The sequence below is a fragment of the Streptomyces sindenensis genome (assembly GCF_014649035.1).
GTDB classification, from domain to species: domain Bacteria; phylum Actinomycetota; class Actinomycetes; order Streptomycetales; family Streptomycetaceae; genus Streptomyces; species Streptomyces sindenensis.
In genome coordinates this window covers 59,892-72,310 of record NZ_BMSG01000022.1, presented here as the reverse complement: position 1 = coordinate 72,310, position 12,419 = coordinate 59,892, and the positions used below count along the sequence as shown (strand labels likewise).

Annotated in this window: 14 protein-coding genes; 8 read left to right on the top strand and 6 right to left on the bottom strand. The window is 72.4% G+C overall.

The genetic code is table 11. From position 1 onward, the window contains the following. Positions 1-19: 19 nt before the first annotated feature. The 3 genes from IE145_RS22660 to IE145_RS22650 are packed head-to-tail and all read left to right on the top strand — an operon-like array spanning position 20 to position 3,071. Positions 20-382: a hypothetical protein gene (locus tag IE145_RS22660; protein ID WP_006129159.1), complete on the top strand. Its 363-nt coding sequence runs from the start codon at positions 20-22 to the stop codon at positions 380-382. Beyond that, a complete protein-coding gene (locus IE145_RS22655; protein WP_189527285.1) occupies positions 379-1,884 on the top strand; it encodes a sodium/solute symporter in 1,506 nt (501 codons plus the stop codon). Before IE145_RS22660 ends, IE145_RS22655 begins: the two co-directional genes overlap by 4 nt. Then, a complete protein-coding gene (locus IE145_RS22650) occupies positions 1,881-3,071 on the top strand; it encodes a sensor histidine kinase (RefSeq protein WP_189527284.1) in 1,191 nt (396 codons plus the stop codon). Before IE145_RS22655 ends, IE145_RS22650 begins: the two co-directional genes overlap by 4 nt. Before the next feature lie 31 nt (positions 3,072-3,102). Here IE145_RS22650 and IE145_RS22645 read toward each other — a convergent pair whose 3' ends face one another. After that, positions 3,103-3,621: a hypothetical protein gene (locus IE145_RS22645; RefSeq protein ID WP_189527283.1), complete on the bottom strand. Its 519-nt coding sequence runs from the start codon at positions 3,619-3,621 to the stop codon at positions 3,103-3,105. Between the two features lie 112 nt (positions 3,622-3,733). Here IE145_RS22645 and IE145_RS22640 point away from each other — a divergent pair, with 112 nt between their 5' ends. Then, a complete protein-coding gene (locus tag IE145_RS22640; RefSeq protein WP_189527282.1) occupies positions 3,734-3,931 on the top strand; it encodes a zf-HC2 domain-containing protein in 198 nt (65 codons plus the stop codon). On the opposite strand, the gene IE145_RS22635 is transcribed toward IE145_RS22640, so the two are convergent. After that, positions 3,865-4,437: a sigma-70 family RNA polymerase sigma factor gene (locus tag IE145_RS22635; RefSeq protein WP_189527281.1), complete on the bottom strand. Its 573-nt coding sequence runs from the start codon at positions 4,435-4,437 to the stop codon at positions 3,865-3,867. The two genes, IE145_RS22640 and IE145_RS22635, sit on opposite strands and share 67 nt — an antisense overlap. 267 nt (positions 4,438-4,704) lie before the next feature. Between IE145_RS22635 and IE145_RS22630 the strand changes: the two genes are divergently transcribed. Then, on the top strand, positions 4,705-5,913 hold the full coding sequence (locus IE145_RS22630; protein ID WP_189527280.1) for a CapA family protein: 1,209 nt from the start codon (positions 4,705-4,707) through the stop codon (positions 5,911-5,913). Between the two features lie 27 nt (positions 5,914-5,940). Here the strand turns inward: IE145_RS22630 and IE145_RS22625 are convergent, their stop codons facing one another. After that, the gene (locus IE145_RS22625) at positions 5,941-6,402 is read right to left on the bottom strand and encodes a universal stress protein (RefSeq protein WP_189527279.1); all 462 of its coding nucleotides are present in this window, start codon (positions 6,400-6,402) and stop codon (positions 5,941-5,943) included. A gap of 163 nt (positions 6,403-6,565) precedes the next feature. Here IE145_RS22625 and IE145_RS22620 point away from each other — a divergent pair, with 163 nt between their 5' ends. After that, the gene (locus IE145_RS22620) at positions 6,566-7,408 is read left to right on the top strand and encodes a polysaccharide deacetylase family protein (protein ID WP_189527278.1); all 843 of its coding nucleotides are present in this window, start codon (positions 6,566-6,568) and stop codon (positions 7,406-7,408) included. 69 nt (positions 7,409-7,477) lie between these two features. Here IE145_RS22620 and IE145_RS22615 read toward each other — a convergent pair whose 3' ends face one another. Continuing rightward, positions 7,478-8,140 carry a class F sortase gene (locus IE145_RS22615; protein ID WP_006129168.1) on the bottom strand — a complete coding sequence of 221 codons (663 nt, stop codon included), beginning with the start codon at positions 8,138-8,140 and terminating at the stop codon, positions 7,478-7,480. Positions 8,141-8,476: 336 nt separating this feature from the next. Here IE145_RS22615 and IE145_RS22610 point away from each other — a divergent pair, with 336 nt between their 5' ends. Beyond that, a complete protein-coding gene (locus IE145_RS22610; RefSeq protein WP_189527277.1) occupies positions 8,477-8,959 on the top strand; it encodes a hypothetical protein in 483 nt (160 codons plus the stop codon). Positions 8,960-9,050: 91 nt separating this feature from the next. Here the strand turns inward: IE145_RS22610 and IE145_RS22605 are convergent, their stop codons facing one another. Next, positions 9,051-9,614 carry a hypothetical protein gene (locus tag IE145_RS22605; RefSeq protein ID WP_189527276.1) on the bottom strand — a complete coding sequence of 188 codons (564 nt, stop codon included), beginning with the start codon at positions 9,612-9,614 and terminating at the stop codon, positions 9,051-9,053. A gap of 183 nt (positions 9,615-9,797) precedes the next feature. Further along, positions 9,798-10,562, bottom strand: coding sequence for a bestrophin-like domain (locus IE145_RS22600; protein ID WP_189527275.1), 765 nt, complete (start codon positions 10,560-10,562; stop codon positions 9,798-9,800). Between the two features lie 796 nt (positions 10,563-11,358). Here IE145_RS22600 and IE145_RS22595 point away from each other — a divergent pair. Then, positions 11,359-12,324: an SCO0930 family lipoprotein gene (locus tag IE145_RS22595; protein WP_189527274.1), complete on the top strand. Its 966-nt coding sequence runs from the start codon at positions 11,359-11,361 to the stop codon at positions 12,322-12,324. Positions 12,325-12,419: the final 95 nt, after the last annotated feature.

Genomic DNA, 12,419 nt, shown 5'->3' with positions numbered 1-12,419 from the left:
ACGCCTACACTCCGAGCCCATGTCCGCAGAGCCAACCCCCCGGCGCGAAGTGGTCACGGGAGAGCCGCGGCGAGTGCGCCCGCTGCCCCGCTACCGCACCCAGTCGGAGATCGACGAGCAGACCGCCCTCGGCGGCGCCTACGTACGCTCGCTGATGCGCGGCCAGCTCCGCGCCGGGCTCACCGTCTTCGGCGTCCTCGCCCTCGTCGCGGGCACCCTGCCGCTCCTGTTCGAGGCGCTGAACAGCTCCGCCCTCGTCTGGGCCGTCCTCGGGTTCGCCACCTACCCGCCGCTCACCCTCGCCGCCTGGTGGTACGTCCGCCGGGCCGAGCGCAACGAACGCGACTTCGCCCGGCTGGTGGAGGGCCGCCCCGCCCCGTGAGCACCCCCGACCACATGGCGTCCTGGGTGGCGGTCGCCCTCGTCGTCCTCGCCACCGTCCTCGTCGGCGGCTTCGGCCTGCGCATCTCCCGTACGACCTCCGACTTCTACGTCGCCTCCCGCACCGTTCGGCCCCGCCTCAACGCCGCCGCGATCAGCGGCGAGTACCTCTCGGCCGCCTCCTTCCTCGGCGTCGCCGGACTCGTCCTCGTCCACGGCCCCGACATGCTCTGGTACCCGGTCGGCTACACCGCCGGATATCTGGTGCTCCTGATCTTCGTCGCCGCACCGCTGCGCCGCTCCGGGGCCTACACCCTGCCCGACTTCGCCGAGGGCCGGCTCGAATCACGGCAGGTCCGCCGCCTCGTCAGCGCCCTGGTCGTCGGGGCCGGCTGGCTCTACCTCGTACCGCAGCTCCAGGGCGCCGGGCTGACGCTGAAGATCCTCACCGGCGCGCCGGGCTGGCTCGGTGACGTCCTCGTCGCCACCGTCGTGACCGCCGCCGTCGCCGCGGGCGGCATGCGCTCCATCACCTTCGTCCAGGTCTTCCAGTACTGGCTGAAGCTCACCGCCCTCCTCGTCCCCGCCCTCTTCCTGGTCCTCGCCTGGCAGGGCGACGGCCGCCCCCGGGTCAGCTTCCACGACCAGCTCGCCGTCTTCCGCGCCGACCACCCGCTGTACGCGACGTACGGGCTGATCGTGGCGACCTTCCTCGGCACCATGGGCCTGCCGCATGTCGTCGTCCGCTTCTACACCAGCCCCAACGGCCGCGACGCCCGCCGCACCACCGTGGCCGTCCTCGCCCTGGTCGGCCTCTTCTACCTGCTGCCCCCGATCTACGGGGCGCTCGGCCGCCTCTACACCCCCGAACTGCGGTACGGGGGAGACGCCGACGCCGCCGTGCTGCTGCTGCCCGCCCGGGTCATCGGCGGACTCGGCGGCGACTTCCTCGGGGCGCTGATCGCCGGCGGGGCGTTCGCTGCGTTCCTGTCCACCGCCTCCGGGCTCACCATGGCCGTCGCCGGGGTCATCACCCAGGACGTCCTGCCCTCGCGCGGGGTACGCCACTTCCGGCTCGCCACCGTCCTCGCCATCGCCGTGCCGCTCGCCGGGTCCCTGCTGGTGAGCCGGGTGCCGGTGGCCGACGCGGTGGGCATGGCCTTCGCCGTCTCCGCCTCCTCCTTCTGCCCGCTGCTCGTCCTCGGCATCTGGTGGCGGCGGCTCACCCCGCCCGGGGCCGTCGCGGGGCTCCTGCTCGGCGGCGGGTCCGCGCTCCTCGCCGTGGCCATCACCGTCAGCGGGGCCGTACGCCCGCCGGGCTGGCCGCACGCCCTGCTCGCCTGGCCCGCCGTCTGGTCCGTCCCCGTCGGCTTCCTCGCGATGATCCTCGTCTCGCTCGCCACCCCGGGACGCATCCCCCCGGGCACCAACGCCGCCATGACCCGCTTCCACCTCCCCGAAGCCCTCTCGTCCGCTCGGGCCGCCGTGGGGAGGGAGCGATGACCGGGGCCGCCGTCGCCGTGGTCGTCGTCCTCGCCGGGCTGCTGCTCGGCGCAGGCTATCTGCTGGGGCGCCGCACCGCCCGCCCGGTGCGCCCCAGCGACGTCGGCACGCCCGTCGAGCACGCCACCTTCGAGACCCTGCACACCGCGTCGCTGGCGGCCCCGCCGCTGCGGGCCGGGCTCACCGAGGAGAGCGCCCGGCGGGCCGCCCGCAGGCTGCGCTCCCTCCTCGGCACCGACGCCCTCTGCCTCACCGACCGGGAGCGGGTGCTGGTCTGGGACGGGGCCGGGCACCACCACGGCAAGGACGTGATGGAGCACCTGAAGGCGCTGCTGGACAACGGCCGCGACACCGCGTTCGACAGCGGCTGCGGCGACCTCGACTGCCCGCTGCGCTGGGCCGTGGCCGTCCCGCTCACCGTCGAGAACCGGGTCCTGGGCGCGCTCGTCGCCTATGCCCCGCGCGAGTCGGCGGTGCTGGCCCGGGCGGCGGGGGAGGTGGCGCGCTGGGTCTGCGTCCAGCTGGAACTGGCCGAGCTGGACCGCTCCCGCACGCAGCTGATCGAGGCCGAGATCAAGGCACTGCGGGCGCAGATCTCCCCGCACTTCATCTTCAACTCACTCGCCGCCATCGCCTCGTTCGTCCGGACCGACCCCGAACAGGCCCGTGAACTGCTGCTGGAGTTCGCCGACTTCACCCGCTACTCGTTCCGCCGGCACGGGGAGTTCACCACCCTGGCTGACGAACTGCACTCCATCGACCAGTACTTGGCCCTTGTCCGCGCCCGTTTCGGCGAACGCCTCGCCGTGACCCTCCAGGTCGCCCCCGAAGTGCTGCCGGTCGCGCTGCCGTTCCTGTGTCTCCAGCCACTGGTGGAGAACGCCGTCAAGCACGGTCTCGAAGGCGCGGTCACCCGCAGTCGGATCACCATCAGCGCCCTGGACGCCGGTTCGGAGGCGGAGGTGGTCATCGAGGACGACGGGACCGGTATGGACCCCGAGCGGCTGCGGCAGATCCTGCGCGGCGAGGGCGGCGCCTCCACCGGCATCGGCCTGCTCAACGTGGACGAGCGGCTGCGCCAGGTCTACGGGGACGACTACGGGCTCGTCATCGAGACCGGGGTCGGGGCGGGCATGAAGATCACGCTGCGGCTGCCCAAGTACCGCGCGGGCGTGCACGGTTCCTGAGGAGGGAGCTCAAGCTTCGAAGGAGGGGCCGTCAGCACAGATGGACGGCCAGATGCCCCAGCGGCAGCCCCAACTGCCACGCGGGCGTCCAGACCCGGACCTCCTGGTCGCCGCCCGCCCCGTCCGGCGCGGCCTCCCAGGACGCGGGGCCGATCGCGTCCAGGTCCGCCGCGAGCAGTTCGGTCTCCTCCAGCCACCGCCAGGCAGACCGGGCCAGCGCCAGATCGGGGTCGCCCGGCTCGGCGCACCGCTCCGACGTCGCCAGCCGCTCGCGGATCCAGCTGCGCCAGGTGCCCTCGTACGCCGTGAGCACGCGCAGCTCGTCGACCCGCGGCTCGGGCAGGGCCCGAGGGGCGGGGGCGTCGCGGGGGAACTCGCACAGGAACATCGTCAGCGCGAGGGCGTCACGCCCCGCCCGGAACTCCAGCGTCGTCGGCTCCATCAGATCGCCGGTCCGTAACAGCTCGTCGGCCAGATACTCGGTGGTCAGCCAGGTCATCGGCACCCGGAGCCCGTTCCCACCGGCCTCATCCGTATCCTCGGGACGCATCCCGTCTCGCCTCTTTCCTTGCTCGGTACCGGGCTTCACGCAGCATTGAACCGGGGGCGGGTGCCCCGCGTGGGCAGAAGGGGAGGATCGCCCAGAAGATGCGAGGCTGCGAATGAGTGCCGACCCCGGCGACGACCCGCATGTGCGCCTGCTGCTGGGTGCGTACGTCCTGGACGCCCTGAACGCGGAGGAGACCTGCCGGGTCGCCCGTCACCTCCAGGGCTGCGACGGCTGCGCCCAGGTCTATGTGGAGGTGGCCGAGGCCTCCGCCCTGCTGGCGCTGCTCCGGGCGGAGGACCTGCGGGAGTAGCCGGGAAGCGTGCGGGAGAGGACCCGCAGGGCGTAGTACGAACGGGACTTGACGGTCCCCGCCGGGATCCCGAGCACCTCCGCCGTCTCGCCGACGCTCAGCCCGCGGAAGTAGATCTGCACCAGCACCGCGCGGTGCTCGGGGCTCAGCGTCCGGACCGCCTCCCGCACATCCAGGGTGTGCACCGCGCGGTCCGCGGTGTCCAGGGTGTCCGGAGTGCTCTCCAGCACCGTGTCGCTGACCTCGACGGGGCGGGCCTGGCGGGAGCGGCGCGCGTCGATGGCGAGGCGCCGGCCGACGGTGAACAGCCACGGCCGCATCGAGTCGTAGGGCGCGTCGAACGCCTCGGGGTGCTGCCAGGCGCGTACGAGGGTTTCCTGCACCAGGTCCTCGGCCCGCTGCCGGTCCCCGAAGGTGAGGCCGAGGAGGAAGTGGAACAGGGCGGGGCCGTGTTCCCGCTGCAGCTCCGCCAGGGTCCGTTCGTCGGTCGTCGTGGTGGTCTTCATGAACGTCCTCTCCCGCCGAGGCCCCTGACGGCCGCGTTGCCGACTGGCGTATACGAACGCATTCGGCGGCGTGGGAACACCCGGTGCGCCGAGGCGTGCGACGAGCGGTCGCTCAGTGCGGCGAATGGTGCGGTGAACGGTCGAGGGGCCGTCGGGGTCGGCCGGTACGACCAGTTCAGCTAGATATGCGGCAATGCTCCTTGCTTATGCGATATGAGGATCTATGTAGTCGGATAGTCGTAATCATCCGAACGTGGAGTCGAGCAGATGACGCAGCGCATCCGACCGGGCGCCGTGGCCGCCCTCGCCCTCATGCTCGCCGCGGCCACCGGCTGCACCGGGCCGCAGCCCGGGACCTCCGCGCCGAGCGGATCGCCCGCCGCCGCCCGGGGCGCGGGCGGCCAGGGGGCGGGCGGACCCCGCCCGTTCACACTCCTCGCCGCGGGCGACGTCCTGCCGCACTCCTCCGTCATCGACCAGGCCGCCGCCGACGCGGGCGGCGCCGGCTACGACTTCGCCCCGATGCTGGCCGGTGCCGCTCCGGTCGTCTCCGGCGCTGACCTGGCGTTCTGCCACATGGAGACCGTGTACGGGAAGGAGGGCGGCCCCTACACCGGCTACCCGAACTTCAAGTCGCCCCCCGAGATCGCCTCCGCCCTGCGCACCACCGGGTTCGACTCCTGCTCCACCGCCTCCAACCACACCCTCGACGACGGTGCCGAGGGGGTCCGGCGCACCCTCGACGCGCTGGACGGGGCGGGCATCCGGCACGCAGGCTCCGCCCGCACCGCCGCCGAGGCCGCCCGCCCGACGATCCTGCCCGCCGGCCCGGGGAAGGGTGCGGCCCGGGTCGCCCACCTCGCGTACACCTACGGCACCAACGACATCCCGCTCCCCGCCGACCGCCCCTGGACGGTGAACGTCACCGACGAGCGGAAGATCATCGAGGAGGCCAGGGCGGCCCGCCGGGCGGGCGCCGACGTCGTCGTCCTCTCCGCCCACTGGGGCACCGAATGGCAGGACGAGCCCGACGCGGGGCAACTGGACCTCGCCGAGCGGCTCACCGCCTCCACGGACCGGGGCCGCCCCGACATCGACCTGATCATCGGTACCCACGCCCATGTGCCCCAGGCGTACGAGAAGGTCAACGGCACCTGGGTCGTGTACGGCATGGGCGACCAGATCGCCGGCGACATGATCAACCACGAGGGCGCGCGGGACCCGCGCGGCAACCAGAGTTCGATGGGCCGCTTCACCTTCGCGCCGCCCGTGAAACGCGGTGAGCGCTGGAAGGTGAGGAAGGCCGAGTTCGTGCCGCAGTGGTACGACACCGCGACCGGGCGGGCCGTCAACCTCAACGCCGCCCTCGACTCTTCCGAGGGCGGGGCCGGGCACCTCCGTGAGGTCCGCGACCGGATCCGTACCGTCGTCCTCGGCCGGGGCGCGGAGGCGGACGGGCTTCGCATGGGCAAGTAGGGTCAGGCGGCGGTCGGCGGCGGGGTTCTACGGCACCACGGTGACCGGCCAGCGCCCGGCCTTCACCAGGCGTACGGCCACCGAACCGATGAAGCGGTGCCCGGCCGACTCCGAGGCCCCGACCACCACCGCGTCCGCCGTCAGCTCGTCGGCCGCCGTCACCAGCCCGTTGTAGGGGTCGCCGCGGAAGGTGTGGAACTCCCAGCGCACGTCCCACGCGTCCTTGAAGCGCTCCGTCGCCTCCCGGATCTCGGAGACCAGGGAGTCCGCGACCTCACCCGTCGTATCGCCGACCGGTACGCCCAGGGCGGCGCCCGCCGTCAGGACCGGCTGCACGTACACCAGGGCCAGCACGGCGTGCTGCCGACGGGCCAGTCCGGCGGCGTAGGCCGCCGCGCGCATCGACGAATCGGAGCCGTCGAGCCCCGCGACGATCACCTTGGGGCCGTCCGTACCGCGTTCGAACTGATGAGGCTGCTGCTCTGTCACGGCTCCGAGGCTATCGGCTCGCCCGGAGAGGGGCCGTCCCGGTCGGCAGATACCTCCGGCGAATAGGAACATAGTGCGTCGATCGGGTACAAAACGTTCGGCGTCCGTGTCGGCCTCCGTGTCGGCGGCCGGGGCGGACGTCCGGCCGTGCGAGCAGTTGGCCATGACACGTGATCACACCGGACCCGAGCGCCGCACCCTCCTGAGGGCCGTCCTCGGTCTCGGAGCCGCCACCGCCGTGCACCTGGCCGTCGCCGATCCGGCCTCGACGCCCGGCCGTCCCGCCCGCACGCCACCCGCCGCGGCCGCCGGACCCCCGGCGACCGTCCGCGGCAGGCCCTCCCCGTACCGCCTGGAGCCCATGACCGCGGGCGCCCCGGCCCGGTTCAGACCGGCCAGACCGCCCGTGCGCACCCGCCCCTTCGAGCACCTTCCCGACCTCGGGCACTCGATGGTCCTCAGCTTCGACGACGGCCCCGATCCGCGGTACACCCCGGACATCCTCGCCACCCTGCGCGCCCACCGGGTCCGCGCGATGTTCTTCGTCTGCGGCGAGATGGCCGAGGGCAACCCCGGCCTGCTGCGCGAGATGGCCGACGACGGGCATGTGGTGGGCAACCACTCCTGGTCCCATCCGCTGATCCCGAAGCTCTCCCGCCCCGAGATCCGCGACGAGCTGGGGCGTACCAGCGACGTGGTGGAGCGGGCGCTCGGCGCCCCGCCGCTGTGGTACCGCGCCCCCTACGGTGCGTGGAACCGCAACTCCTTCGAGATCGGGGCCGAGTTGGGCATGGAACCGATGGCCTGGACCGTGGACACGCTCGACTGGAAGGAGCCCGGGACCGGCACGATCGTCCGCCGGGTGCTGGACGGGGCGGCGCCCGGTGTCGTCGTCCTCTCGCACGACGCGGGCGGCGACCGCTCGCAGAGCGTCGCCGCCCTGCGCCGGTACCTTCCCCGGCTCCTGGAGGAGGGCTACCGCATCACGGTGCCGCACCGCGTCTGAGCACGCGTGCGCGTGGTGGTGTCCCCGGCGATCCGCCGGGGACACCACCACGGAAGGGAACGCGTCGCGTCAGCGGGTGTCGACGAGCCGGGCGAACACCACCACGTTGCCGTCGTAGCCGCCCGCCTTGGAGTAGCCCCCGCCGCAGGTGATCACGCGCAGCTCCGCGTGGCCGGTGTCGCCGTAGACCCGGGGGCCCGGGAAGTCGTTCTTGGCGAAGACCTCCACCCCGTACACCTCGAAGATCCCGACCCGGCCGTCGTAGCGGGAGACCTCGACGCGGTGCCCCTTCTGGAGCGAGCCGAGCCCGTAGAAGACCGCGGGGCCCGACATGTTGTCGACGTGGCCGACCACCACGGCGGTGCCCCGCTGGCCCGGGGCGATGCCGTTCTGGTACCAGCCGGCGAGGTTGGGGTCCTCGGCGGGCGGGGCGTCGATCCACCCGTTGGCGTCCAGGTTGACGTCGATGATCGGCGCGTCCACGTCGATGGAGCCGATCTTCACCCGGGAGGCCGGGGCGTACGGCAGCGGCTGCACCGGTTCACCCTCCACCGGCGGGCCCGGCGCGTCCTTGCTGAGATCCAGCGAGGCGGCGGCCGCGGGCTGCGGAGGGCCCGCCTCCGAGAACTCCGTGCCGTTGCGCATGAGGGCGAGGCCGCTGAGCATCACCAGAGCGATCGCACCCCATGGCACCCGTCTGGTCCGCTCGCCCCCGGTGTAGTCCCGGCCCATGGTTCTCCCTTCGTCGCGACGCTGTGAACGTTAAGTGCGTGGTGTCCGGTCGGCGATCAGGGAGCGGCGAACGGGTGGCGGCCGGTCCGCTCCCCGGCGGGTGCCCCTGATGGCTGACTGCCCATCGGAGTAATGAGCGGATAAAAGTTCTGATGGCCCGTGACCTGCGGATCCGTCAGATTCGGCGGTCTCCGCACGGCGTGTCGCGTCACCGGGGTGGAGCAGCGCCGACGTGCGAGCCACCGGTCGACTGGTGAGTGTTCGTCATGGGAGACGTTCTCGTCGATCCACCGGGGGACCAGCCCCCGGGGGCGTCTCTCGCTGGAGGTTCACACGATGCGTGCTTCACGCGCTCTCGCGGTCACCGCGACCGCTTTCGCGGCCGTCGGGCTCGCGGCCCCCATGGCCGCCGCCACCAACGGCCCGGTCAACGTCGCCGTCAATCCTCAGTCCGTCCACCAGGGTGGCACGCTGAAGATCACCGCGCAGGGCTGCGGCCACGGCGGCAAGGTCTGGTCGAACGCGTTCCCGACGACCACCCTCTCCGCGAGTGACGGCACCAACCACGCCCACGCCCGGGTCCGGGACAACACCACCCCGGGGCAGTACCACCTGTCCGTGAAGTGCAGCGACAACAACCGGATCGCGACGCACAAGTTCACCGTGCTCGCCGGCAACGGCGCGCAGGGCGGGCTCGGCGGTTCGATGGGTCCGAGCTCCGTCGAGATGCAGGTCGGCGGCGGTCTGGTGGCGGCCGCGGCCGTCGGCGGCGCGGTCTTCCTCGTCCGGCGTCGGCGGACGAGTCATGCGGCGTTCTAAGGCGGCGAACCTCCCGCCCGGCCCGATACGCCCGTCGCCCCGAGTCCTGGATCAGGACCCGGGGCGACTGCCGTGCGCCGCATGCTCGCGGTCAGTGGCGGCGGTCGGCGTTACGGCGACGCGCGAAGTAGAGGGCGCCCGAGGCCGCCGTGACCACCAGGGCCCCGCCGGCGGCGACCTCCACCGTGTCGGTGGTGCCGGTGCTGCCGCCGAGGCCGCCGCGCACCCCGCCCGGCACGAGCGCCGTCGAGCTGGCGGTCGGGACCGTGGTGGGCGTCGGGGCCGGCGTGGGGCTGCTCGTCGCGCCGCCGGTGATCGTCAGGTTGACGTTCCGGGAGGTGCCGGTGGAGCCGCACGTGAACGTCACCGCGTAGACGGCGCCCCGCCGCGCGTCGGAGTCGACGGTGGCGGTGGCCGTCGTGCTGCCGCTCGGGATGGTGGTGGTGTCGAAGATGCCGGAGCTGACGGTCGTCTCGCCCGTGCAGCCACCGGCGCCGAGGGTGACCCGGCCGCCCGGGGCGATCACCGAGGGGGTGATCGTCGGGTTGAACGTGCTGGAGGCCCCGTCCGGCGCGGCGAAGGCGGCGGACGGGGCGATGAGCGTCAGGGCACCGGCGCCGAGCAGGGCGAGCGGTGCGACACGTATCGCGCGCATGGTGGATCCTCCGGGTTCCCCGAGGGGCAGCTGCGGAACCAATTTCCACATAGCAGGAAAAATGCACCTCGATGCCCGACACGCTAGGAGGGGTCCTCCCGGCCCGCGATCGGGGTCCGGCGAATGGGTCACGCTCTCCCCCGACCGGCGCACGGGCCTGCTCGCCGGCCGGGGGAGCGGCGGTCAGCCGGTGATGCCCGGGAACGTGTCGAGGAACGGCTCGGCGGTGGCCGACATGCCCCGGCCGAAGGGCGCGTCGAAGTCCCAGATCAGGAAGAGCAGAAAGGCGATCAACGCGCTGAACAGGCCTGCCAGGAGCAGTTCGCGGAACGTTCTGCGGATCTGGAGCGTGAAGATCAGCCCCACGGTCACCAGCGCCCCGATGATCAGCCCGAACCAGACCACCCCGGGCATCGTCGCCCCGGCGTTCTGCCCCCGTGCGCTGCGGGCGTCGTCCGCCGCCGCCACCTGGTCGACGAGCGGCTGGTAGGCCTGCCCCTCGTGATCGGTCTTCGGTTCGTAATCGGTGACGTCCGCCCGCACCTTGTCCAGCAGTTCGGTGCCGCGCTCGGTGAGCGTGTTCCGCTCCGACATCACCTTCCACTCGTCGTCGACGACATGGCGGACATAGGCGTCGACGTCCGCCCGGATGCGGTCGCGGACCTCCGCCGGATAGACGGACGCCCGTGCCTGCACCTCGTGCAGCGCCTGAGCCTCGATGCGTACGGACTCCTGGGCGGCGCTGCGCCCCTCCCAGACCCCGGCGATGGCGAGCCCCAGGACGATCGCGTAGACCACCCCGATCATCATCGTCATGTACTCGATGACGTCGGGGGTCTCGGACGGATCGTCGTCGTCCGCGACCCGCCGGTTGTTCAGCACGACGATGATCAGGACGACCGTGCAGGCGGACGCCATGGCAATGCTCAGTACGAGCCACTCGGACATGTATCTCTCCTGGTCAGCGGTGTGACCGAGGCCGCAGCACGGCAACGGCGAACACCGCCGGGGCGGTGATGAGCAGCGTCAGCGACACCAGTGTCGGCCCGCTCCGCGGCTCTTTACGGGTCGGTTTGCGGTACGTCGGCAGCGCGACGGGCCGGGGGGCCGGCGGCTCGGTCCGCACCGGGGGCTTCGGTGAGGGCTTCGGGGGCGGTGGCGGCGGAGTCGGCGGCGGAGAGGGCGGGGGTGCGGGCGGCGGGGGTGGTGGGGGCGGTGGTTCCGCGACCACGGGAGGAGGCGGCGGGGGCGGCGGAGGTGGCGGGGGCGGCGGAGGTGGCGGGGGCGGTGGGGGTGGAGGCGGAGGGACCGGTTTCGGCGGGGGCGGTGGGGGAGGGGGCTCCGGCTCGGAGACCGCGACGCAGCCCCCGTCGCCCGCCACGGCGACCGAGGAAACGCTCCCGTCCTCCCCGATCGAGGCCACCGCGCAGCTGTCGGCGGTCGCGGGCGGCGGTACGGCTGTCAGCCAGAGAAGTGCGGCGACTGCCGTGAGCCGCGCGATGCGTGATCCGTGCACGACGGGAAGCATGATCCACACCGCCGGAGAACACGCGGTTGGCGCAGTCGATTCGCCCGATCGGGCGGTTGATGGGCCATTCGTGTTTGCCCGCTCACCCCGGCCCGCCGCATTCTTCTCGGCCTCCCTTTGAACACGACCCCGTCGGCGTCCCGTACCTAGGGCCATGAACGGCGCGGTCCCGCGCCGGCATCACCAGCGTTACGACGAAGCACCACGGGAGTCGACATGAACACCTGGCGCAACGCCTCGCTCGCGGTCACCGCCGCGGCTCTGTTGACGCTCACGACGGCGTGCGGTCAGGAGCAGGGCGGCACATCGCCGAACGGCCAGGCGGTCGGCAACGCCGCCCCGGCCCGGCAGCCCGCCGAGAGCGGGTACGGATCGGCCGGCGGGGGATACGGATCCGGGGCGGAGAAGGAGGCGGCGGAGCCGAAGGAGGCCGGTCAACTCGCCGTCCAGGAAACCAAGCAGCTCGGAAAGGTACTCACCGACAGCGAGGGGTTCACGCTCTACCGGTTCGACAAGGACACCGCGAACCCGCCGAAGTCGAACTGCGAGGGCGAGTGCGCCGCGATCTGGCCGGTGGTGGCCTCGGGCAGCACGACCGCCGCGGCCGGCACCGACGAGGAACTGCTCGGCGAGGTCACCCGCCCGGACGGCACCAGCCAACTCACCGTCGACGGCTGGCCGATGTACCGGTACGCGAAGGACACCGCTCCGGGCCAGATCAACGGCCAGGGGGTCGGCGGCACCTGGTTCGCCGCGGCCCCCGACGGGAAGAAGGCGGCGAAGAACGCCGACAGCGAGGGGGTCGCCGAACCGGCCGATCCCGCGGGGCTCTCGGTCCGCAAGGACCCGGAACTCGGCGACATCGTGGTGGACGGCCGGGGCATGACGGTTTACCGCTTCACCAAGGACTCCGCCTGGCCGATGAAGACCGCTTGTACCGGCGAGTGCCTCAAGAAGTGGCCGGTAGTCGCCCCTATGGCCAAAAACGCGGTGGACGGTGTCACGACGAAGGGATTCGTCACCTTCGACCGCCCCGACGGCATCAAGCAGCAGACCATCGACTGCTGGCCGATCTACACCTTCGCGGGCGACAAGAGGCCCGGAGACACCAACGGGCAGGGTGTCGGCGGAACCTGGTACGCCGTTTCGCCGGATTCCGAACTCGTCGGCGCGGCCAAGTAATCACGGACTGCTTGAGAACAATCGCCCAGGAGCCCCAAGTGGCCCCGAACCACCGGGAAACGGCATCCGGAGTGCCGGTCCGTCGCTGTCCGCAT

What these genes read in the sequence shown, in the direction of transcription:
- IE145_RS22660 (WP_006129159.1), top strand. Translation starts at nt 20, where the DNA reads ATGTCCGCAGAGCCAACCCCCCGGCGCGAAGTGGTCACGGGAGAGCCG.
- IE145_RS22645 (WP_189527283.1), bottom strand. Translation starts at nt 3,621, where the DNA reads ATGCGTCCCGAGGATACGGATGAGGCCGGTGGGAACGGGCTCCGGGTG.
- IE145_RS22630 (WP_189527280.1), top strand. Translation starts at nt 4,705, where the DNA reads ATGACGCAGCGCATCCGACCGGGCGCCGTGGCCGCCCTCGCCCTCATG.
- IE145_RS22640 (WP_189527282.1), top strand. Translation starts at nt 3,734, where the DNA reads ATGAGTGCCGACCCCGGCGACGACCCGCATGTGCGCCTGCTGCTGGGT.
- IE145_RS22610 (WP_189527277.1), top strand. Translation starts at nt 8,477, where the DNA reads ATGCGTGCTTCACGCGCTCTCGCGGTCACCGCGACCGCTTTCGCGGCC.
- IE145_RS22615 (WP_006129168.1), bottom strand. Translation starts at nt 8,140, where the DNA reads ATGGGCCGGGACTACACCGGGGGCGAGCGGACCAGACGGGTGCCATGG.
- IE145_RS22620 (WP_189527278.1), top strand. Translation starts at nt 6,566, where the DNA reads ATGACACGTGATCACACCGGACCCGAGCGCCGCACCCTCCTGAGGGCC.
- IE145_RS22650 (WP_189527284.1), top strand. Translation starts at nt 1,881, where the DNA reads ATGACCGGGGCCGCCGTCGCCGTGGTCGTCGTCCTCGCCGGGCTGCTG.
- IE145_RS22635 (WP_189527281.1), bottom strand. Translation starts at nt 4,437, where the DNA reads ATGAAGACCACCACGACGACCGACGAACGGACCCTGGCGGAGCTGCAG.
- IE145_RS22605 (WP_189527276.1), bottom strand. Translation starts at nt 9,614, where the DNA reads ATGCGCGCGATACGTGTCGCACCGCTCGCCCTGCTCGGCGCCGGTGCC.
- IE145_RS22595 (WP_189527274.1), top strand. Translation starts at nt 11,359, where the DNA reads ATGAACACCTGGCGCAACGCCTCGCTCGCGGTCACCGCCGCGGCTCTG.
- IE145_RS22600 (WP_189527275.1), bottom strand. Translation starts at nt 10,562, where the DNA reads ATGTCCGAGTGGCTCGTACTGAGCATTGCCATGGCGTCCGCCTGCACG.